This window comes from Agrobacterium sp. ICMP 6402 (assembly GCF_009498615.1).
Lineage (GTDB): Bacteria > Pseudomonadota > Alphaproteobacteria > Rhizobiales > Rhizobiaceae > Agrobacterium > Agrobacterium burrii.
Map to the genome: position 1 here is coordinate 368051 of NZ_QSNV01000004.1, position 21409 is coordinate 389459.

General features: G+C 58.2%; 20 protein-coding genes and 1 riboswitch. Of the genes, 6 read left to right on the forward strand and 14 right to left on the reverse strand.

What is annotated here, in order from left to right:
* The first annotated feature begins 3 nt into the window (after positions 1 to 3).
* A complete protein-coding gene (locus DXT96_RS14885) occupies positions 4 to 1020 on the forward strand; it encodes a class I SAM-dependent methyltransferase (RefSeq protein WP_153515340.1) in 1017 nt (338 codons plus the stop codon).
* Between the two features lie 17 nt (positions 1021 to 1037).
* On the opposite strand, the gene DXT96_RS14890 is transcribed toward DXT96_RS14885, so the two are convergent.
* Complete coding sequence (locus DXT96_RS14890) at positions 1038 to 1982, reverse strand: AEC family transporter (protein ID WP_153515341.1); 945 nt, start codon at positions 1980 to 1982, stop codon at positions 1038 to 1040.
* A 488-nt stretch (positions 1983 to 2470) separates the two neighbouring features.
* Between DXT96_RS14890 and DXT96_RS14895 the strand changes: the two genes are divergently transcribed.
* Positions 2471 to 3463 (forward strand): adenosine kinase, encoded by a 993-nt coding sequence (locus DXT96_RS14895; protein ID WP_046799104.1) that lies wholly within the window; start codon positions 2471 to 2473, stop codon positions 3461 to 3463.
* Here DXT96_RS14895 and DXT96_RS14900 read toward each other — a convergent pair.
* On the reverse strand, positions 3456 to 3989 hold the full coding sequence (locus tag DXT96_RS14900) for an SH3 domain-containing protein (protein ID WP_174374029.1): 534 nt from the start codon (positions 3987 to 3989) through the stop codon (positions 3456 to 3458). The genes DXT96_RS14895 and DXT96_RS14900 overlap by 8 nt on opposite strands.
* 181 nt (positions 3990 to 4170) lie before the next feature.
* Here DXT96_RS14900 and DXT96_RS14905 point away from each other — a divergent pair, with 181 nt between their 5' ends.
* Positions 4171 to 5175 (forward strand): D-glycerate dehydrogenase, encoded by a 1005-nt coding sequence (locus DXT96_RS14905; RefSeq protein WP_149898179.1) that lies wholly within the window; start codon positions 4171 to 4173, stop codon positions 5173 to 5175.
* 49 nt (positions 5176 to 5224) lie between these two features.
* Entirely contained in the window at positions 5225 to 5914 is a 690-nt protein-coding gene (locus tag DXT96_RS14910; RefSeq protein WP_153515343.1) for a hypothetical protein, read from the forward strand.
* A 74-nt stretch (positions 5915 to 5988) separates the two neighbouring features.
* Here DXT96_RS14910 and DXT96_RS14915 read toward each other — a convergent pair whose 3' ends face one another.
* From DXT96_RS14915 to recF, 3 genes are read right to left on the reverse strand one after another with little or no spacing between them, the layout of a single operon-like run.
* Entirely contained in the window at positions 5989 to 6465 is a 477-nt protein-coding gene (locus tag DXT96_RS14915; protein ID WP_153515344.1) for a GNAT family N-acetyltransferase, read from the reverse strand.
* On the reverse strand, positions 6462 to 7229 hold the full coding sequence (locus DXT96_RS14920; RefSeq protein ID WP_153515345.1) for a molybdopterin-synthase adenylyltransferase MoeB: 768 nt from the start codon (positions 7227 to 7229) through the stop codon (positions 6462 to 6464). The genes DXT96_RS14915 and DXT96_RS14920 overlap by 4 nt, the downstream gene beginning before the upstream one ends.
* Before the next feature lie 22 nt (positions 7230 to 7251).
* Positions 7252 to 8376, reverse strand: a complete 1125-nt coding sequence (recF, locus tag DXT96_RS14925; protein WP_153515346.1) for a DNA replication/repair protein RecF — start codon at positions 8374 to 8376, stop codon at positions 7252 to 7254.
* Positions 8377 to 8528: 152 nt separating this feature from the next.
* Between recF and DXT96_RS14930 the strand changes: the two genes are divergently transcribed.
* Positions 8529 to 9632, forward strand: a complete 1104-nt coding sequence (locus DXT96_RS14930; protein ID WP_153515347.1) for an alpha/beta hydrolase — start codon at positions 8529 to 8531, stop codon at positions 9630 to 9632.
* A 29-nt stretch (positions 9633 to 9661) separates the two neighbouring features.
* Here the strand turns inward: DXT96_RS14930 and nrdF are convergent, their stop codons facing one another.
* From nrdF to DXT96_RS14970, 8 genes are all read right to left on the reverse strand, one after another.
* Positions 9662 to 10636, reverse strand: coding sequence for a class 1b ribonucleoside-diphosphate reductase subunit beta (gene nrdF, locus DXT96_RS14935; protein WP_153515348.1), 975 nt, complete (start codon positions 10634 to 10636; stop codon positions 9662 to 9664).
* Between the two features lie 16 nt (positions 10637 to 10652).
* On the reverse strand, positions 10653 to 12842 hold the full coding sequence (gene nrdE, locus DXT96_RS14940) for a class 1b ribonucleoside-diphosphate reductase subunit alpha (protein WP_153515349.1): 2190 nt from the start codon (positions 12840 to 12842) through the stop codon (positions 10653 to 10655).
* Positions 12830 to 13228, reverse strand: a complete 399-nt coding sequence (gene nrdI / locus DXT96_RS14945) for a class Ib ribonucleoside-diphosphate reductase assembly flavoprotein NrdI (protein ID WP_153515350.1) — start codon at positions 13226 to 13228, stop codon at positions 12830 to 12832. The genes nrdE and nrdI overlap by 13 nt, the downstream gene beginning before the upstream one ends.
* Positions 13229 to 13240: 12 nt before the next feature.
* Entirely contained in the window at positions 13241 to 13462 is a 222-nt protein-coding gene (nrdH, locus tag DXT96_RS14950; RefSeq protein ID WP_046799096.1) for a glutaredoxin-like protein NrdH, read from the reverse strand.
* A gap of 258 nt (positions 13463 to 13720) precedes the next feature.
* A riboswitch (cobalamin riboswitch) is annotated at positions 13721 to 13945 on the reverse strand.
* Positions 13946 to 14078: 133 nt separating this feature from the next.
* A complete protein-coding gene (locus DXT96_RS14955) occupies positions 14079 to 14708 on the reverse strand; it encodes a nucleoside triphosphate hydrolase (protein WP_153515351.1) in 630 nt (209 codons plus the stop codon).
* On the reverse strand, positions 14705 to 15487 hold the full coding sequence (locus tag DXT96_RS14960; RefSeq protein ID WP_149898169.1) for an ATP-binding cassette domain-containing protein: 783 nt from the start codon (positions 15485 to 15487) through the stop codon (positions 14705 to 14707). The genes DXT96_RS14955 and DXT96_RS14960 overlap by 4 nt, the downstream gene beginning before the upstream one ends.
* Positions 15487 to 16569, reverse strand: coding sequence for an ABC transporter permease (locus tag DXT96_RS14965; RefSeq protein ID WP_153515352.1), 1083 nt, complete (start codon positions 16567 to 16569; stop codon positions 15487 to 15489). The genes DXT96_RS14960 and DXT96_RS14965 overlap by 1 nt, the downstream gene beginning before the upstream one ends.
* Positions 16570 to 16793: 224 nt before the next feature.
* The gene (locus DXT96_RS14970) at positions 16794 to 17816 is read right to left on the reverse strand and encodes a sugar ABC transporter substrate-binding protein (protein ID WP_149898167.1); all 1023 of its coding nucleotides are present in this window, start codon (positions 17814 to 17816) and stop codon (positions 16794 to 16796) included.
* A 265-nt stretch (positions 17817 to 18081) separates the two neighbouring features.
* On the opposite strand from DXT96_RS14970, the gene DXT96_RS14975 reads away from it, so the two are divergent.
* Positions 18082 to 19314, forward strand: coding sequence for an ROK family transcriptional regulator (locus DXT96_RS14975; protein ID WP_149898166.1), 1233 nt, complete (start codon positions 18082 to 18084; stop codon positions 19312 to 19314).
* 57 nt (positions 19315 to 19371) lie between these two features.
* On the opposite strand, the gene recQ is transcribed toward DXT96_RS14975, so the two are convergent.
* Positions 19372 to 21180 carry a DNA helicase RecQ gene (recQ, locus tag DXT96_RS14980; protein WP_371418870.1) on the reverse strand — a complete coding sequence of 603 codons (1809 nt, stop codon included), beginning with the start codon at positions 21178 to 21180 and terminating at the stop codon, positions 19372 to 19374.
* Positions 21181 to 21409: the final 229 nt, after the last annotated feature.

Below are 21409 nucleotides of genomic sequence, written 5' to 3' on the forward strand. Positions count from 1 at the left end.
CCCATGAGCCGCGACGCTGTTAAAACCCTGTTCCACCCCTTTGCCGCAGAAATGCTCGACATGCCGAAAGAGGGCGAACGCGTTCTGTTTCTGGGAGCGGAGGCCGGCCCGAAGCTGGATGGTTTTGACGCGGAGATTATTGCCGCCCAACACCTTCGGCCGCTTTACCGGGCTCTGCAGGCGCAAGGCGCACAAGTCACCCCGGACATTTCAGGCGAAGATTACGATGCAGCGCTGTTGCTGTGCGGCAAACATCGTGGCGAGAACGAAAACCGTGTTGCCGAAGCGCTGTCGCGCGTGAAAGCCGGCGGCCTGATCGTCGCAGCGGGATCGAAGGAAGACGGTATCGTGACGCTGCGCAAGACGCTTGCGAAGCTTGGCATCGAGGCCAACTCCACACCTAAATACCACGGCGTCGCACTCTGGTTCCGACGCCCCGACGATGTGGCGCTTGCGGTCTCCAAACTTGCCCAAAAGCCCGTAACGGTTGAAGGGCGTTTCACCGCCCTGCCCGGCATGTTCTCGCATGACCGCGTCGATGACGGCTCGGAGCTTCTCGCCTCGCGTCTGCCGACCGATTTTGACGGCAATGCTGCCGATTTCGGCGCGGGCTGGGGTTATCTCTCGGTCATGCTGGCGGAAAAATCGCCGCGTACGGCCCGTATCGACCTTTTCGAAGCCGACTGGAACGCGCTGGAATTTGCGAAAACCAATCTTCTTGAAAACACGCCGCGACTGACGGCACGTTTCTTCTGGCAGGATCTGGCAAACGAGCCGCCGAAGGAAAAATACGATCTCATCATCATGAATCCGCCTTTCCATGCGGCGGGACAGGCGGCGGAGCCTGCACTCGGTCAGGCCTTCATCAAGACGGCGGCCGGCGCGCTACGCAGTGGCGGAAAGCTGCTGATGGTCGCCAATCGCGGCATGCCCTATGAGCCGGTGCTGGCAGCGGAATTCCGCACCAGCGCCGAGGTGTGCCGTAACGCCCGCTTCAAGATCCTCAGCGCCCAGAAATAATCAATTCGGCAGAGTCATCAGCTCAGCAGCCATGCCCACAGCGACACGGAAAGAACGCCGGTCGCCGTGGAAATGCTGATGGTGGAGGCCGCAACGCTGTGGCCGATGCCGAAGCGGTTGGCGATCAACCACGCATTCACCCCCGTCGGCACCGACGAGGTGAGCACAAGTGCCGCCGTCCATTCGTGGCTGAGGCCGAGAGCATGGCCCATGGCCCACACGCAGGCGGGCAGAAACAGCAGTTTGAACACCGTCATGGTGACGGCAATGCCCAAATTGCCGCGAATGGTATATTTCGTCAGCGCCATGCCAAGCGAGATGAGTGCCGCTGGCCCTGCCATCGAAGCAATCTGATCGACCACGGTTTTGAGGATGGGCGTCAGCGTCACACCTGAAACATTGGTCGAAAGCCCGATCGCCAGGCCGATCACCAGCGGATTGGTGACGAGATTACGACCTACCTGTTTGAAGACCGCAGCCATGCTTCGCTTTTCGCCGCCGACCGCCTTGTGCGTGGCGTTCTCCATCAAGATCGTGCCGGCGATCATCATGACCGGCAGGTGGATGGCCAGCAGGATGGAGAGAGCCACCAGCCCCTCATCCCCCACGGACCGACCGACGAGCGGCAGACCGATGAAGATATTGTTGGCAAAGGCCGAGGAAATCCCGGCAATCACAGCGATACGCACATCCTGCTTGAAGGCGTAACGGGTGACGATATGTCCGATTGTCCAGGTCACGGCCACGCCGGCGAAATAGGTGATCCAGAGCCGGAAAGGCGATGCACCGTGAAAATTCGCTTCCGCGAGCGTGCGAAAGATCAAAGTCGGCACGGCGATCTTGAACACGAAATCGCTGAGAATCTCACCGGCATCGGCCCGGAACAGACCGGCCTTGACGGTGAGCCAGCCGATCAGGATGAGAATGAAAATTGGAGCGACGTTAGCGGCAACGGCAGACATGGAGGGAAAGCTTTCGCGGCTTTGCGGGAGATACCCCGCTTTAGAGCGTTTTCCACCGAAATGGAATCGCGAAAACGCCGCACTTCCTTGTTTTCGCCCAATTGCGGATTGCCTGCAACGCAGGCGACAGACCGATTGAGCGCCTTCACCGAGAAGGCTCGCCGCTGCGTGCAAACGCATTCCGCGGTGTCACACCAAAAGAAAAAGCGGGGTTTCCCCCGCCTTTTATGTCCGTTATACGCCGCCAGTACATCCGTGGCGGTGATAACGGTTGAGCCAGAAGACCATCATGTCTTCCATTCCGGTACGCATTCACACACCTTTTGCTCTGAAAGGAGCAATAGCTTAACCACATTACAGGCAAATGACGTGTTTCGTCTTCTTGGGGGGAGAACCGCATATTTTCCCTTTGGGCTTTTCTTGCCGCCAGAAATGTTTAAGACCGTTTAAAAAATACGCACACACCTCGTGTGAACCGGATAGGGCCTATGACGAAATTCGACGTACTGACTGTCGGCAATGCCATCGTCGACATCATCTCTCGCTGCGATGATCGCTTTCTCAACGACAATGCCATTACCAAAGGCGCGATGAACCTCATCGATGCGGAACGGGCCGAGCTGCTTTATTCGCTGATGGGGCCGGCTCTCGAAGCCTCTGGCGGAAGTGCCGGCAACACGGCCGCGGGCGTCGCGAATTTCGGCGGCAAGGCCGCCTATTTCGGCAAGGTCGCCGAAGACCAGCTCGGAGAAATCTTCCAGCACGATATCCGCGCGCAGGGCGTCTATTTCGAAACGAAGCCGGAAGGCACGTTTCCGCCGACCGCCCGTTCGATGATCTTCGTCACCGAAGACGGCGAGCGTTCGATGAACACCTATCTTGGCGCTTGCGTCGATCTTGGCCCTGAAGACGTCGAAGACGACGTCGTGGCGCAGACCAAGGTCACCTATTTCGAAGGTTACCTGTGGGATCCGCCGCGCGCCAAGGACGCCATTCGCGAATGCGCCCGCATTGCGCATGAAAACGGCCGCGAAGTTTCCATGACGCTGTCCGACAGTTTCTGTGTCGGCCGTTACCGCGAGGAATTTCTCGACCTGATGCGCTCCGGCACGGTGGACATCGTTTTCGCCAACAAGCAGGAAGCGCTTTCGCTTTACGAAACCGACGATTTCGAGCTGGCGCTGACGAAAATCGCCGCCGATTGCAAGATCGCGGCGGTGACGATGAGCGAAGAAGGTGCTGTTATCCTGCGCGGCACTGAGCGTGTGAAGGTAGAGGCCTATCCCGTGCATGATGTGGTCGATACGACAGGTGCAGGCGATCTTTTCGCCGCCGGTTTCCTGTTCGGTTATACGCAGGACCGATCGCTCGAAGATTGCGGCAAGCTCGGCTGCCTTGCGGCCGCCGCCGTCATTCAGCAGGTCGGGCCGCGCCCGATGTCATCGCTCAAGGCGCTTGGCGCAAAGCACGGCCTTATTTAAAGGCCTCTCCGGGATAAGCACCCCAGATTTCGCCCTGTGATACCCAGCCCGAGGCCTGACCGGCCTCGGCACGGCACCAGTCGCCATTGCATTCGCCGATCCTGAAGACGACGCCCGGCTCCAGCCTGGCAATGACCGAAGCGCCCGATTGCGCATCGCGGCGCATGTTGACGTAAACGTCCTTGCCCTTGCCGCGCATCCACGGCGCGGCAACGGCCGTACGCTCGCCCGACAGCAGCGCCTGGTTGACCCAGCCTTCCGTGCCATCGGCGTCACGGATGCGCCGCCAGTTTTCATATTCCTGGATGATTTCGACCGGCATTCCCGATTTCATATACATCCACGACACGGCATAATCCGTGCTGGGGCCGATGCGCATATTGACGCGCCTGGATTTCAGGCTGACAAAACGCGGCAAGGGCAAGCCGCTTGCGCCCTTGGCGGCACCCTGCGCCATGGCTTCGGTTGCCGTACCAAAGAGGCCCAAAGACAATGCAATGCAAACGATAAAAACCACACTGCGCATGCCCATTTCCGTTTCCCGCCTTCTGCAAACCGGATGATATTTTAAGGAGGCTCGTTTCCACATGCCTCGAGCCTCGGCGAGTTTTGTTTGTCTTCGCCGGCGGGTCTGGTAGAAACGCCCTGATTGAGAGAAATTATCGCTCTTTCTGGTTAATGACTTCTGAACAAGGCAGCGGCAAACGATGACCCACAAGAAGAGACCGACAGTTTATATCACCCGCAAATTGCCTGACGTCGTCGAAACCAGAATGCGCGAACTTTTCGATGCCGAACTGAATATCGACGATACGCAGCGCAACGAGGAAGAGCTTGTCGCCGCCATGCAGCGGGTCGATGTGCTGGTGCCGACCGTGACCGACCGCATCACTGCCGCCATGATCGAGAAGGCCGGGCCGCAACTGAAGCTGATCGCCAGCTTTTCCAACGGCATAGACCATGTGGATGTCGATGCCGCCGCCAGAAAAGGCATCACCGTTACCAATACCCCGAATGTGCTGACCGAGGACAGCGCCGACATCACCATGGCGCTGGTGCTGGCCGTGCCGCGCCGCATGATCGAAGGCACGCGCGTGCTTGCCAATGGCTCGGACGAATGGCTGGGCTGGTCGCCGACCTGGATGCTCGGGCGGCGCATTTCCGGCAAACGCATCGGCATTGTCGGCATGGGTCGCATCGGAACCGCGGTTGCGCGGCGCGCCAAGGCCTTTGGGCTTTCCATTCATTATCACAACCGCAAACGCGTCAGCCCGGCGACGGAGGCGGAGCTTGAGGCAACCTATTGGGACAGCCTCGACCAGATGCTGGCGCGGGTGGATATCGTTTCCGTCAATTGCCCTTCCACGCCTGCGACCTATCACCTGATCTCGGCGCGGCGCCTGGCGTTGATGCAGCCGACCAGCTACATCGTTAATACCGCGCGCGGCGATATCATCGACGAAGCGGCGATGATCCAGTGCCTGCGCGAGGGAAAGATCGCCGGCGCCGGCCTCGATGTCTATGAGAACGAGCCTGCGGTGAACCCCAAGCTCATCAAGCTAGCCAAGGAAGGCAGGGTCGTGTTGCTTCCGCATATGGGCTCCGCGACCATCGAAGGCCGCATCGAGATGGGCGACAAGGTCATTATCAACATCCGCACGCTCTTCGACGGACACCGCCCGCCGAACCGGGTGCTGCCGGGGCGGAGTTGAGCTGGCCAAGGCAAGCGTTGTCCGATTTTCACGTGTGAGGGAGAATTCCATGAGAATTCAGGCGAAGTTTTTGCTGCTCATATCCGTCCTGCTCGTTCTGGTCAGCGGCCCGGCCCAGGCGGCTTCGCCCTCACCCGAAGAAACCGCGGAACTCTATTATCGCGCCTGGCTGAATTTTGATCGCGCCAGCATGGTTCGCCTGAACAAGGAATGGGAAGCTTCGGGCAATGGCCCGCGCTACATCGACATGGATCTGGTTACCAATCCGGTCGCGTGGCAGCGCAAATACAAGGGCATGCACGCTCCCAAGGGAACCACAAACGAGCAGTCCGACCAGTTTGCACGGCTCTGGGTGGCGAGCACGGAGCGGGTGCGCTGTGAGGCCGAGCCTGCGCGTATCGGTTCCCAATCGCCCTCGGGCCTCTTTGTGGCGCGGATAAAGATGAACTGCTCCCTGCCGGATGTCGGGCCTGCGTTCCAGCGGCTGAAGGCCAACGCAAATGCGGACGATATTGGCGATAAAACCCGCATGCCTTCCGCGAAACTTATGAAGCAGATGGTCGAGGCCACGAAGGCGGCTCCACTCACCTACAAGGTCACGACGGAAATGCAGCTCTTCAGTGGGCCGGATAAAGGCGTCTGGCGGGTGGGGTCAGCCGAAGTCCAACCGCAGACGGGCGCTGACCGCGTCTCTTCTGTCTTTCTCTCGCAGATGCTTCAGTCCGGCCTTTTACGATAGGGGCGTCATGCCTCTATCCACGGGCTTTTTCGGCTGTCCCGGACCGGATTAGCGCAGGGTAGAATTAGGCAGCCTCAGCCAAGAAATTTAGTCATTTCAATCGAAGTTATTCGATCATAACCGGCATGGGCATTTTCAGCGGTCCTGACGAAACCCCAGGCGGCGAATTTGGCATGATTGGCACCAAGTTCGATGCGTGTTTCCAAGCGTAGCGTCGGCAGTGCCAATTCGCTGGCCAATGCTTCGGCTCTTCCAAGCAGCATCCTGCCAATGCCCTTTCCCTGCGCTTTCGGGGAAACACAAAGCTTGCCGACATAAAGGCAGGCCGGCGGCTCCGGCCGGCAAAACAGGCAGCCCAGCAGCTCATCACCATCCAGCACCACGAAAGCAATCTCCGCCCTCGCTTTTTCGGCAAGATTCTCCAGTGTCAGACGATCGGCCGAGGATGGCGGGTCGATAACGCCATCCATATAGGCAAAGGACGCCATGATGAGCGCCAGCAATTCCCGCCAGCGATCGAATTCTTCCCCAACCCTTGCGATCTCGATCATGGTTTCTTTCCGGCCGGCCGGCGCTTGTAACGCACGGTTTCAAAACGGGCCGACAGCGCGTCATAGAGCAGCAGGCGACCAATCAGCGGCTCACCAGCACCAGTGATCACCTTGATCGCCTCCATGGCCATGATGGTGCCGATAACCCCGGTCAGCGCGCCGACGATGCCCGTTTCCGCACAATTGGGAATGAGGCCCTGCGGCGGCGGTTCCGGAAACAGATCGCGGTAACCCGGCAACAGAGTGCCTTCCGCGTTGGTCTCATAGGGCTTCAGCACCGTGACCGACCCATCGAAACGACCGACCGCGCCCGTCACCAGCGGCCTTTTCGCAGCTTCCGCCGCATCGGCGGCGGCATAACGCGTTTCAAAATTGTCCGAGCCGTCGATCAGGAGATCGAAGGATGGCAGGTGGTCATGCGCCCAGACCTGCGAAAAACGTTCCTCATAAGCCAGCGTGCGGACCTGCGGGTTGAGCCGGGCAATGGCCTTGCGGGCGCTTTGCGTTTTCAGCTCACCGATCGTGCCGGTATCGTGGATCACCTGCCGCTGGAGGTTGGACAGGGAGACCACATCGTCGTCGATCATGCCGAGCGTGCCGACACCCGCGGCGGCAAGATAATGAAGGACGGGCGCTCCGAGCCCACCTGCTCCAATGACCAGCACGCGCGCTGCCTTCAGCCGCTGCTGACCGGCACCGCCGATTTCGGGCAACAGGATGTGGCGTTTGTAGCGTTCGATTTCTTCCGGGCTCAGCGGGTCCATGTCGTCCTCCATCTCTTAGCCGTCATACTGTGACGCTCCCGTGGGAAACATTGAAGAACTGCGCCCGCTCACCAAGGGCGGAGAACATGGCCGCATCCGTTCCGGTCATGAAACTCTGGCCGCCGAGCGCGTGGATGAGATCGAACAAAGCGGCCCGCCTGCCCTCGTCCAGATGGGCGGCGATTTCGTCCAGGAGCAGAATGGGCGCATGTCCGGTCATATTCGCGGTCAGCTGCGCATGGGCAAGCACCAGCCCGACAAGAAGCGCCTTCTGCTCCCCCGTTGAACAGCGTTCGGCTTCCATATTCTTTTCCGCATGGCGCACGAAGAGATCGACGCGATGCGGGCCGTCCAACGTGCGGCCTGCCGCCGCGTCCCGATACCGGCCCTCCCGCAGCATTAGACCATATTCGTCTTCCAGATCGACGGCCGGCCGATGAAGCCCGTCATCCATGAAGCCGGAGAGCGAAAGCGCCGCAGAGGGGAAAGCTGCGTTGCCGGCCCGGCCCTCAATCAGGGTCTTCAACAGGCCAAGCATTTCATAACGGGCAACCGCCATGGAAATGCCGAGTTCGGCCATCTGTTTTTCGATGCCGTCCAGCCAGACCGGATCAAAACGGCCTTCCGACAGCAGGCGATTGCGGCCGCGCATGGCCTTTTCGAAATCGCTTGCCCGCCTGCCATGGGCGGGATCGAGCGACAGCACCAGCCGGTCGAGAAAACGCCGGCGGTCCGATGACGAGCCGGTGAAGAGGCCGTCCATGGCGGGCGTCAGCCACAGCACGCGCAGATGATCGGTCAGTTCGTCGACGGATTTTACCGATGTGCCGTTCAGCCGCAAGCGACGCGACACCACGTCGCCATCACCTTCAATCCCGGTGCCGATGGCCACTTCGCCATCCATGCCTTCGACATCGGCGAAGATCGAGAACCCGGCGTCCGCGCCGACGCGGGTAACATCGGACAAGGTGGCCCGGCGAAGGCCCCTGCCGGGTGAAAGAAACGAGACGGCCTCCAGCAGATTGGTCTTGCCTGAGCCATTATCGCCGGTCAGCACAACATGGCGATCATCAAGTGTGAGCGACGCCGCCGTATAGTTGCGGAAGTCCGTGAGTTTCAGCCGTAAAAGCGACACCTTGTTCGTCATCTGTACGGCCTAAAACGAACATGGCCGGATGGCAAGCAGTGGAATGTCCATCCGCGTCGAAGACCGTCACAGCAAGGCAATTCATTCTCCAGTAGCAACTTTTCGGACGGCCGGTTATTTATGAGCCGTTCCTTATCATCGGTAGCCCATTCATGCGCCTGATCTTTTCGCTGCTTCTCACTCTCGGTCTTCTTTCATCCTGTGCGGGCAGGCCGGGGGCGGACGTGCTGCAGGCCGTAAACACCAAGGCTCACGGCACGAAAATCGTGACGGCCTATGTGGTGAGCACGCGGGAGAAAAACACCGACGCGAAAAAGGGGTTTGGCACGGAGCGGGCAATGGAGCCGAATTATGCAAGCTTCGACATTTCTATTCCTCCTACTCATAAAAGTGGAAAAATCGAGTGGGCCAGCGGCAAGCCGGATCCGAACAAGGATTTTGTCGTTACCCGCGCCGATATGCTGACGAAGCCGAGCTTCAATGCCGATCTTGGCGACGTCGCCCGGTCCGGCAAGCAGATCGCGCTTTTTGTGCATGGTTATAATTACAGCTATCAGGAAGCCCTGTTCCGCGCCGCGCAAATGGCTGCCGATGCCAAGATGGATGGCGTGCCGCTGGTGTTCTCCTGGCCATCGCAGGCCAACGTCACCGGTTACGTGGCCGACAAGGAATCGGCGACCTTCTCGCGTGATGCGCTGGCGGGTGTGCTGATCGACCTTACCCGGCAGACCCCGCGAAAAAGCGTTGTTGTGTTTGGCCACAGCATGGGTGGCTGGCTGGTCATGGAGGCGCTGCGACAGTTGCGCTTGCAGGGCAGGAACGACGTGCTCGCCAAGCTGCAGGTGGTGCTGGCAGCACCTGACATCGACGCCGATGTGTTTCGCAAACAGATCGAGGTGGTCGGCCGGCTCAACCCGCCGCTCACCGTTCTCGTCTCCAAGGACGACCGCGCCCTGAAGGCATCCTCCATTTTGGGCGCGGATGTTACCCGCATCGGCGCGCTGGATGTGACCGACCCACAGGTACAGGAAGCCGCCCTGAAGGAGGGCGTACAGTTCATCGACATTTCCAATCTGGAGGCGTCGGACCCGCTCAATCACGACCGCTATGCCGCGCTGGCGTCAATGGTGCCGCAGCTGGAATCCAGCAGGCGCGGGGGCGATATCAACAGTGCGGGTGCCTTCGTTTTCGATGCGATCGGCGCAACCGTGTCCAGCCCCTTCCGCCTTGCAAGCCAGGTGGTGAACCCGCAGTAGCTTCTGCGGGTTCTTCCCGGCCTCTGGTTTCAGAAATCCCAGTCTTCGTCTTCGGTGGCAACAGCCTTGCCGATGACATAGGACGAGCCGGAACCGGAGAAGAAGTCGTGGTTTTCATCGGCATTGGGTGAGAGTGCCGAGAGGATCGCCGGGTTGACCCGGCAGGCCTCGGCCGGAAACAGCGCTTCGTAACCCAGATTCATCAAGGCCTTGTTGGCATTGTAATGCAGGAACTGCTTGACGTCCTCGGTCAGACCGACGCCGTCATAGAGGTCTTCGGTATATTTCGCTTCGTTGTCGTAAAGCTCGAGCAAGAAATCGAAGGCGAAGTCCTTGATCTCCTGTCTTTGTGCCTCGCCCAGACGATCCAGCGCCCGCTGGAACTTGTAGCCGATATAATAGCCGTGCACGGCCTCGTCGCGGATGATCAGACGGATCAGATCCGCCGTGTTGGTGAGCTTGGCGCGGCTTGACCAGAACATCGGCAGGTAGAAGCCGGAATAGAACAGGAAGCTTTCCAGAAACACGCTGGCGATCTTCTTTTTCAGCGGATCACCGCTGTCATATTCCCGCATGATGAGCGCGGATTTGCGTTGCAGGAACTCGTTTTCCTCCGACCAACGATAGGCATCATCGACGTCAGGCGTGGAGCAAAGCGTCGAGAAAATCGAAGAGTAAGAGCGAGCGTGCACGGCCTCCATGAAGGAGATGTTGGAAAGCACCGCCTCCTCATGCGGTGTTGCCGAATCCGCCATCAGCCGCACGGCGCCGACACCGTTCTGGATGGTGTCGAGCAAGGTCAGCCCGGTGAAGACACGGATCGTCAGCTTCTGCTCTTCCGGTTTCAACGTTCCCCATGAGGGAATGTCGTTGGAAAGCGGCACTTTTTCCGGAAGCCAGAAATTCGAGGTCAGGCGGTTCCAGACTTCAAGATCCTTGTCATCCTCAATGCGGTTCCAGTTGACCGCGCGAATGCGGGACGCGGGTTTTACGGCAATGTTCATTGTTTAGTCCCTCAATTCAGAGCGTGCAGGAGACGCAGCCCTGAACCTGCGTGCCTTCCAGCGCCATCTGGCGCAAACGGATGTAATAGATGGTCTTGATGCCCTTCTTCCAGGCGTAGATCTGCGCCCGGTTGATATCGCGTGTCGTCGCCGTATCGCGGAAGAACAGCGTCAGCGACAGGCCCTGATCGACATGCTGGGTGGCTGCCGCATAGGTATCGATGATCTTGTCAGGACCGATCTCGTAGGCGTCCTGATAATATTCGAGATTGTCGTTCGAGAGGTAGGAAGCCGGGTAATAAACGCGGCCAATCTTGCCCTCTTTACGGATTTCAATCTTCGAGACGATCGGATGAATGGAAGAGGTGGAGTGGTTGATATAGGAGATCGAGCCAGTAGGCGGTACGGCCTGAAGGTTTTGGTTATAAAGACCGGATGCCATCACATCCTGCTTCAACGCCGTCCAGTCCTCCTGCGTCGGAATGGCAATGCCGGCTTTTTCGAACAGCTCTCGGACCTTTTCCGTCGCAGGCAGCCATTCCCGGTCGGTATATTTGTCGAAATAGTCGCCGGAGGCATATTTTGAATTTTCAAAGCCCTTGAAGCTTTCGCCCCTTTCCGCAGCAATACGATTGCTGGCGCGGATGGCGTGATAGGTCACGGTGTAGAAATAGATATTGGTGAAATCGACGCCCTCTTCGGAACCATAAAAGATGCGTTCGCGTGCCAGATAACCGTGCAGGTTCATCTGGCCCAGCCCGATGGCGTGGCTGGCGTCATTGCCCTTTTCCACCGAGGGGACGGAGGAAATGTGGCTCATGTCCGATACTGCCGTCAGCGCCCGGATGGAGGTCTCGATCGTCTTGCCGAAATCGGCCGAATCCATCGCCGAGGCTATGTTGAGCGAGCCAAGATTGCAGGAAATATCCTTGCCCATATGGCTGTAGGAAAGATCGGCATTGAACTCGCTCGCCTCGCTGACCTGCAGGATTTCCGAGCAGAGATTGCTCATGCTGATGCGGCCGGCGATCGGATTGGCGCGGTTCACCGTATCTTCGAACATGATGTAGGGATAACCGCTCTCGAACTGGATTTCGGCGATCACCTGGAAGAATTCGCGCGCCTTGATCTTCTTCTTGCGGATGCGACTATCCGCGACCATCTCATGATATTTTTCGCTGACCGAAATCTCGGTCAACGGCACGCCGTAAACCCGCTCCACATCATAGGGCGAGAACAGGTACATATCCTCGTTGTTGCGGGCGAGTTCGAAGGTGATGTCAGGGATTACCACGCCGAGCGACAGGGTCTTGATACGGATTTTTTCGTCGGCGTTTTCGCGCTTGGTATCGAGGAAACGCATGATATCCGGGTGGTGGGCATGCAGATAGACCGCGCCCGCACCCTGACGCGCACCAAGCTGGTTGGCATAGGAAAAGCTGTCTTCCAATAGCTTCATGACGGGAATGACGCCGGAAGACTGGTTTTCGATCTGCTTGATCGGCGCTCCGAACTCGCGAATATTGGTCAGGGACAGCGCCACGCCGCCACCGCGCTTGGAAAGCTGCAGGGCCGAATTGATGGAGCGGCCGATGCTTTCCATATTGTCTTCCACGCGCAGCAGAAAACACGAAACCAGTTCGCCACGGCTTTTTTTGCCGGCGTTCAGGAAAGTGGGGGTCGCCGGCTGGAAGCGGCCGGAAATGATCTCGTCCATCAGATCGCGGGCAAGCTGTTCGTCGCCGCGCGCCAGAGCCAGCGCCACCATGCAGACGCGGTCCTCGTAGCGCTCTAGATAACGCTTTCCGTCGAAGGTCTTGAGCGTATAGGAGGTGTAATATTTGAACGCCCCGAGAAAAGTCGGAAAGCGGAATTTCCGGGTATAGGCCTCGTCGTATAGATCGCGGACGAAATTGAAGGAATACTGATCCAGCACCTCCTGTTCGTAATATCCCTCCGTCACCAGATAATCGATCTTTTCCCGTAGGTTATGAAAGAAGACGGTATTCTGGTTGACGTGCTGGAGGAAGTATTGTTTGGCCGCAAGGCGATCCTTGTCGAGCTGGATCTTTCCGTTCTCGTCATAGAGGTTCAGCATCGCGTTCAGCGCGTGGTAGTCCAGGCCCGCATCCAGCGGTTTCTGGGTTATGGCTGCCGGCTGTTTGGCGTCCTTGTTGAGCGCGGCGCTCGAGGTCAGCGTGTCCAAAATCGTTCCAATCCATGTTTGACGTTGGCGACATCTTCCTCCGTGCCGAGAAGCTCGAAACGGTAGAGAAACGGCACGGCGCATTTGCGCGCGACGATATCTCCGGCGGATGCGAAGGCTGCGCCAAAATTCGTATTTCCCGCCGCGATGACGCCGCGAATGAGATTTCGGTTGGAGGGCTCGTTCAAAAACCGGATGACCGGCTTCGGCACGGCCCCTTTGGTGCCGCCGCCCCCATAGGTGGGGGTGACCAGCACATATGGCTCAGACACATGAGGCACGTCCTCCTCGGCGCCGAGCGGCAGGCGAAACAATCGCCGCCCCAGTTTCAGAAGGAAACGATGCGTGTTTTCAGAGCGGCTGGAATAATAAACGATCAGCCCCATCACGCTGCCGCCTTAGCTGATCGCGCCGATCATATCCGGCCGGAAACCCGCCCAATGGCGTTCGCCGGCGACGACCACGGGAACCTGCATGTAACCGAGACCCCGGACATGATCGAGCGCATCCGCATCTTCGGAAATATCGACGATTTCATAGGGGACGCCGATGCGGTCCAGCGCACGATAGGTGGCGGTGCATTGGACGCAGGCGGGCTTGCTGTAAACGGTGACGGTCATAATTTCCTCTTTCGAAGCCGCTTTCACGCACGGCTCAACATTGCCGATTGCAGTCGCAATCGGCTGGCGACGGGTCTGTCATTCAGGTGAGGCGAACGGCCTGTAACTCAGCCGCAAAAAATCACTCTCTACGCCGACGAGCGCAGGAATTCAAAAAAATGCACTGGCATGACTTCACCCCGAAGCTTGTTCTGGAGGGGGCAGAAAAGGGCGAACGCAATTCATTTGCGCCATACCTTCCTTCCGGACACCCCGCCCGTGGACGTTTGCGCTCAAGGCAGGTCTCCTGACTTGCGGGTCACAACATCTATCCCGGCCTTCCCGGAGTTTTTGACTCCAGTGGCTCAAATCGGAACGATGCTCACCGCTTACAGTTGCGGGGGCAGTTTCGGCATTGCTCCACCATGATGGCGTTGCGCACCGAATTCCCGTCTTAGCTCCCAATCCTTGCGAATCGGAAGAACCTTGAACACCACATATAGTATATGAGGAAATTTTTGCGTCAATGAATAGACACACAAAAGCCCCACCCTGTGGATCAAAAAGATTCAACACATGGTCAACAAAGGCTTAACGGCAAATGCGCCTTGCCGCTGAAGGACGGAAAAGCGTTAATCTATTCCCAGATATCGATGTGAATATCAGCGGGGCGGGTGTTCTCGATCACCCTTTTGCCGTTCGGAAGATCGTTTTCAAACAGTTTGGCGTGGATCGCAGCCGCATCGAGACCGTAACCCTGCCATCTCTTCCGCAGCCTCTCTTCAAGGACTGCGACAGACGGCCCGACGAAAATGGTGAGGTCGAAGCTCTCGGAAAGCCTCGTCCACGGCGCCTCGTTCAGTAGCAGATAATTGCCTTCAGCCAGGATGAAGCGTGTCTCAGGTACGATAGCGCGGGCGGACGCAATGGCGATTTCCCGGGAGCGGTCAAAAACCGGAACAAGCACCTCCTGCCCGCCCTTGCGGACGGCGGAGACGATATCGAGGAAGCCACGCACATCGAAGGTTTCGGGCGCGCCCTTGCGCGACAGCAGCCCTCGCTCTTCAAGGATGCCGTTGTCCATATGGAAGCCATCCATGGGCAGCACGGCGGCCGTTTCGCCCCGCGCCAGCAAAGCATCACAAAGCGCATCCGCCAGCGTGGATTTGCCGGCCCCAGGGGGACCGGCAATGGCAATGATAAAACGGAATTTACCGTCTGCCCGCCGAAGAACGTCTTCGGCGATCGTCTCAAGCTTCAGCGTCATGCGGCAAGCGTTTCCTTCGGCGCTTCCTTTGCACCGGTCATGAAAGCGACGGCGTCGGACATGGAATAGTCCTTCGGATTGATGACGCACAGGCGCTTGCCCAGCCGGTGAATGTGGATGCGGTCCGCAACCTCGAACACATGCGGCATGTTGTGTGAGATAAGCACGATCGGCATCCCTCGCGAGCGCACATCGAGAATGAGTTCAAGAACGCGGCGGCTCTCCTTGACACCAAGTGCGGCCGTTGGTTCGTCGAGGATGACGACCTTGGAGCCGAAGGCCGCAGCACGTGCCACCGCCACACCCTGGCGCTGGCCACCGGAGAGGGTTTCCACGGCCTGATTGATGTTCTGGATGGTCATCAGGCCGAGTTCCGACAGTTTATCGCGGGCGAACTTCTCCATGGCCGGACGGTCCAGCGCCCGGAACAGGCTGCCCTGAATGCCGGGTTTGCGAAGTTCCCGGCCGAGAAACATATTGTCGGCTATGGAAAGCGCCGGCGACAGCGCAAGGTTCTGATAGACGGTTTCGATACCTGCCTTGCGCGCCTCGATCGGTGAGCGGAACTGCACGGTCTGGCCTTCAAGCTTTATCTCTCCCTCATCGGGCGTTACCGCACCGGAGATAGCCTTGATGAGAGAGGATTTGCCGGCGCCATTGTCACCGATCACGGCCAGAATTTCACCCGGATAGAGGTCGAAATCGGCACGGTCGAGCGCGGTCACACGACCATAGCGTTTGACGAGATTGCGTGCTGTGAGAATGGGTTCTTTTGTCATCAGCCTGCTACCTTTCTGATCCACTGGTCGATTGCGACAGCCATGATGATGAGGACGCCGATCAACAGATAGGTCCATTGTGGGTCGGTTCCGATGAGCCTGAGGCCGAGCGAAAAGACACCGACGATCAAGGCGCCAAAGATCATGCCCATGATGGAGCCGCGTCCGCCGAATAGCGACAGGCCGCCAATGACCACAGCCGTGATGGATTCGATATTGGCAAATTGACCGGCGGTCGGCGAAACCGAACCGATGCGGCCGATCAGCGCCCAGCCCGCGAAGGCACAGATGAGGCCGGACAGCGTGTAGACGGTCGTCAGCATGCGCTTGACGTTAACGCCGGCCAGTTCGGCGGCATCCGGGTCATCGCCCACCGCATAAAGATGGCGGCCCCAGGCGGTGCGGTTGAGCACATACCAGAGCAGAGCAACAAGCAGAACCATGGCGATGACACCATAGGTGAAAACGGCGCTACCGATACGGAGATTATAGCCGAAGAATTGCAGGATGGGTGCCTGCTGGGCGATATCCTGCGCGCGGATCGTTTCGTTTGCGGAATAGAGGAAATTCGTCGCCAGCACGATCTGCCACATACCGAGCGTGACGATGAAGGGCGGCAAACGCATGCGCGACACAAGTATGCCGTTGATAAAGCCACAAAATGCGCCGACGGCGAGACCACAGAGAATGGAAAGTTCCGCCGGCAGACCATAGCGGAAAGTAAATTGTCCCATGATCACTGAGGACAGAACCATGATCGCGCCGACCGAAAGATCGATACCTGCCGTCAGAATGACCAGTGACTGCGCTGCACCGACGATACCGACGATCGCGACCTGCTGCAGGATAAGGGTCAGCGTGAAGGCCGAGAAAAACTTGCCGCCAAGGGTAATGCCGAAGACAGTCAATGACAGAACCAACACGATCAGCGGCACGGCCGCCGGGCTGGAATGCAGAAAGTACTGGAATTTTTCCAGAATACTTTTGTCGTGCGTATCGAAAGCAGCGACCTGTGTCGAACTATCCGACAGCACTTTTTCGAATTCATTATGCGGCTGAGCCCGCACCGGCTGATCGCTCATGGATTTTCCTCCCGATCGCTCTATCGCATCCGCCCTGAAACCGGGTCTATCTCCAAAGAGAATGATGCGCAGATTCAAAGTGTTGTGAAGCGGGCCAATCTCGTGTCTGCGGGACGCGCGGCGCGCTCGTTTGTTCCTTTGTCCGATCCCCCGGATCGTCCCTGAAATTATTTCGGTCCAATGGCGGGGGCAAAAATGCCCCCGCGAGTTTCAACGCTAAAGCCTTAGCCCCAGCACTTGTTGAGACCTTCCTTCGTGTCGATCGAGTCGAGACCCTTGACCGGCTTGTCGGTTACCAGCGTCACGCCGGTGTCGACGAAGTTCTTGCCTTCGGTCGGCTTCGGCTTTTCGCCGGTGTCGGCAAACTTCTTGACGGCTTCGACGCCGAGAGCCGCCATCAGCAGCGGATATTGCTGCGAGGTTGCACCGATCACACCTTCCGCGACGTTCTTGACACCCGGGCAACCGCCATCGACGGAAACGATCAGAACGTCCTTCTCACGGCCAACCGCTTTCAGCGCCTCGTAAGCGCCGGCAGCCGCAGGCTCATTGATGGTGTGAACGACGTTGATGGTCGGATCCTTCTGCAGCAGGTTTTCCATGGCCGAGCGGCCACCTTCTTCGTTGCCATTGGTGACATCATGGCCAACGATGCGCGGATCGGTTTCATCACCGATCTTGTTGATGTCCTTCACGTCGATGCCAAAGCCCTTCATGAAGCCCTGGTTGCGCAGCACATCCACCGTCGGCTGGGAGGGGGTGAGGTTGAGGAAGGCGATTTTCGCGTCCTTGGCCTTGTCGCCGAGGGTGCCCGCGGCCCATTTGCCGATCAGCTCACCAGCCAGAAGATTGTCGGTGGCGAAGGTGGAATCGGCGGCATCGACGGGCTCCAGAGGAGTATCGAGAGCGATCACCAGAAGGCCAGCATCACGTGCCTTCTGCACGGCCGGAACAATGCCCTTGGTGTCCGATGCGGTAATCAGGATACCCTTGGCGCCATCGGCGATGCAGGTCTCGATCGCGGCAACCTGGCTTTCGGAATCACCGTCGATCTTGCCGGCATAGGATTTCAGCGTCACGCCAAGTTCTTTCGCTTTGGCGGTCGCGCCTTCCTTCATCTTGACGAAGAAGGGATTGGTGTCGGTTTTGGTAATGAGGCAAACCGATGTGTCTGCCGCGGATGCGACGGAAGCGAAAGAAACGCCAAGCGCAAGCGCGCCCAGAAGAGCGGAAACAGTAGTCTTCATGAGATCCTCCCAATGGATATTTGAGCACCGTGACGGTTACCCGACGATCTAGTCTCCTCCGAGAACAAATGATCGTTGGCCAGATGGAACCACCAAAGGAAACGTCTGTCAATAAATAAATCCGATTGAATTATTAATTCCATATGGCATTCTAATATGTGGCAGGGAGGAATATCGCCACCGCTGTTTACGTTGCGATAGCAAGATTGCCATAAAGCCTGCAAGTATCGGTCGTGAGGGATATAGCGGGCGGGAGGATGACATTATGAGACAGTCTGTCGAGACGGCGCCGCCTGCGCCGTCCACCATTATGGATATGAGCGGCGGCGCCAACCAGATCGGGGTCCGCGCTTATAATGAGCGGCTGGTACTGTCGCTCGTTCGCCGCCATGGCGGATTGTCGAAAGCCGAAATATCCAGACTTTGCGGCCTGTCGGCGCAGACAGTCTCGGTCATCATGCGTTCGCTGGAAAAAGACGGACTTCTCATTCGTGGTGAAAGGTTGCGCGGAAAAGTCGGGCAACCATCGACGCCGATGCGCCTCAATCCCGACGCCGTCTTCTCTTTCGGCGTGAAAATCGGCCGGCGTAGTGTCGATCTTGTGCTGATGGATTTTGTCGGCCGGATAAGACTGAAGCTTCGCAAGACTTACCCCTACCCCATGCCGGAATGGATATTGCCGTTCGTGATCGACGGCATAACCGAGATTGAATCGAAATTGTCCCCCGAGGAACGGCAAAAAATCACCGGAGTTGGCATTGCCGCCCCATTCGAGTTGTGGAACTGGGCCCAGGAAGTGGGCGCCCCGCAGGCCGAAATGGAACGGTGGCGGGATGTTGATATCCGCTCCAAAATTGCCGAAAGCGTCAGCTACCCGGTCTTTTTGCAGAATGATGCGACCAGTGCCTGCGGTGCAGAACTGGTTTTTGGCGCCGGCCAGAACTACGCCGATTTTCTCTATATCTTTATCGGCTCCTTCATCGGCGGCGGCGTCGTTTTGAATTCAGCGCTGTTTTCCGGAAAAACGGGTACTGCCGGTGCTATCGGCCCCCTGCCGGTACAGGGGCAGGATGGCAATACGGTTCAGCTTCTGAAAATCGCATCGATCTTCGTTCTGGAAAATATGCTCCGCGAAAAAGGTATAGATCCACGTCCCCTGTGGTTCTCACCCGACGAATGGATCGATTTCGGCGAACCGCTGGAAAGCTGGATCAACAAGACGGCCGCCGCCTTGGCGCAGGCCGTCATCGCCGCCGCCTCCATCATCGATTTTTCAAGCGTCATCATCGATGGCGGTTTTCCCGAATGGGTCAGAACGAGGATCGTCGTCGCCACCCGGCTTGCCCTCAAACACCACGATCTTCAGGGCGTCACGCTGCCGGAGATCATCGAGGGCGCGGTCGGCAGCCAGGCCCGGGCGATTGGCGGGGCAAGTCTGCCCCTGTTTTCCCGCTATCTCATCGATCAGAACGTTCTGTTCAAGGACACGACAGGCTGAGCTTTTACGCTTCACCTTACTATCCTGAAGTAACTCTTCGCGGAATTTATCTGTCAGTCACTCGCCAGCGGCGTGCTGCATGATCGCCTCCAGAAAGGCGGGGCCGTAGCGCTCCAGCTTGGTGTCCCCGACGCCGGGGATCTGTGCCATCTCCCTCGCCGAGGCCGGTTTTGCAGCAGCCAGTTCAATGAGGGTCTTGTCGTGGAAAATCACATAGGGCGGAACGTTCTGCGCGCGGGCAATTTCCATGCGCTTTGCACGCAGTGCCTCAAAGAGACCACGATCGGCCTCCGGCAAAGCTGTGGAAGCGGCCTTGCGCGGCGTCTGCTGCCGGGCCGAACGCGGCGCGGATGGAATTCTCAACATCAGAGACTGCTTTTCGCGCAGGAACCGCCTTCCCTCTTCGGAAATCGACAATCCGCCATGCCCGGACAGATCCACCTCGATCAGACGCAGCGCAACCAGCTGCCGCAAGATGGCGCGCCAGGTGCGATTATCATGCTCTTTGCCGATCCCGTAGGTAGTGATCTGATCATGCCCGAAACGCGAGATCCGCTCATCCTCAACTCCCAGCAAGACGCGGATAACATAGGCTTGACCGAAACGTTCCCCGGTGCGGTAAATGCAGGAGAGCAGCTTTTGCGCGGCTATCGCGCCGTCAAACAGATCAGGCGGCTCCGCACAGGTATCACAATTACCACAGGGCTCGCACCGGTCACCGAAATAGGAGAGCAGCACCTGCCGACGGCAACCGGCTGTTTCCGCAAGGCCGAGCAGTGAATCAAGCTTCTGGCGCTCCATATATTTGCGTTGGTCCGCGGCATCCGATTCTTCAATGAAGCGGTTGCGCAGGGCGATGTCTTCATAGCCGTAGAGCATAAGTACGTCGGACGGCAGGCCATCACGACCGGCACGGCCGGTCTCCTGATAATAGGCCTCGATGCTGCCGGGCAGATCGATATGGACCACGAAACGCACATCCGGCTTGTCGATGCCCATGCCGAAAGCGACGGTCGCGACAATGATGACTGCCTCACCGTGCTGGAAGCGGGTCTGGTTGTTCTCGCGCGCAGCCTTATCCATGCCGGCATGATAGGGCAGCGCATCCCGCCCCTCTTCCCGCAGCCACGCAGCCGTTTCATCCACCTTGCGTTTCGACAGGCAATAAACGATGCCGCTTTCATTTTCCCGGCCGTTGAGAAAACGTTTGAGCTGGGAGCGCGGATTGTCCTTTTCCATGATCGCGTAGCGGATGTTGGGACGGTCGAACCCGGCGATGAAAGCATCTTTTTCATCAATGCCCAGATGGCCGATTATCTCGGCACGGGTAGGCTCGTCCGCAGTCGCCGTCAGCGCCATGCGCGGTGTATCGGGGAAACGCTCGATCAGTGTGTCGAGCTGGCGGTAAGGCGGACGGAAATCGTGCCCCCATTGCGACAGGCAATGTGCCTCGTCGACCGCAATCAGCGACAGGTCAATGGATTGAAGCGCGTCTAGAACATCCGGCTTGAGAAGGGTCTCCGGCGCAGCATAGAGAATATCGACATTGCCGGCCCGCATATCCTGCCAGAGGGCGCGGCGCTGTTCCGGAGAGAGATCGGAATTGAGCGCCTCGGCCCGCACACCGGCCTGACGCAGGGCAGCCACCTGATCGACCATCAGCGCTATGAGCGGCGATACGATCAGTCCCATTCCCGCACGGGCAAGCGCTGGAATCTGATAACAAAGCGACTTCCCGCCGCCCGTCGGCATGAGGACAAAAGCATTGTTTCCCGCCATGACATGCTGGATGATCTCGCCCTGCCGTCCACGGAATGTATCATAGCCATAAATGGTCTTGAGTATCTGCAAAGGGTCGGCGGTCACGGCGGCCTTCTTCTGAACTGAGCGGTTTGCGCATCATGGCCAAATCCAGCTTCATCGCAATGTCGAAAGCTGGAATTCCCGCAGAAACACGATTGGGAATTGGACATTATGCTCACCGTGCCTCTACGGGGTTGAGTCACAATGCGCGCGCAAACGCAAAAAGCCCCACGAAGGGGTTTCTTTCATAGGACTTGGAAGATTTGGTTGCGGGGGCAGGATTTGAACCTGC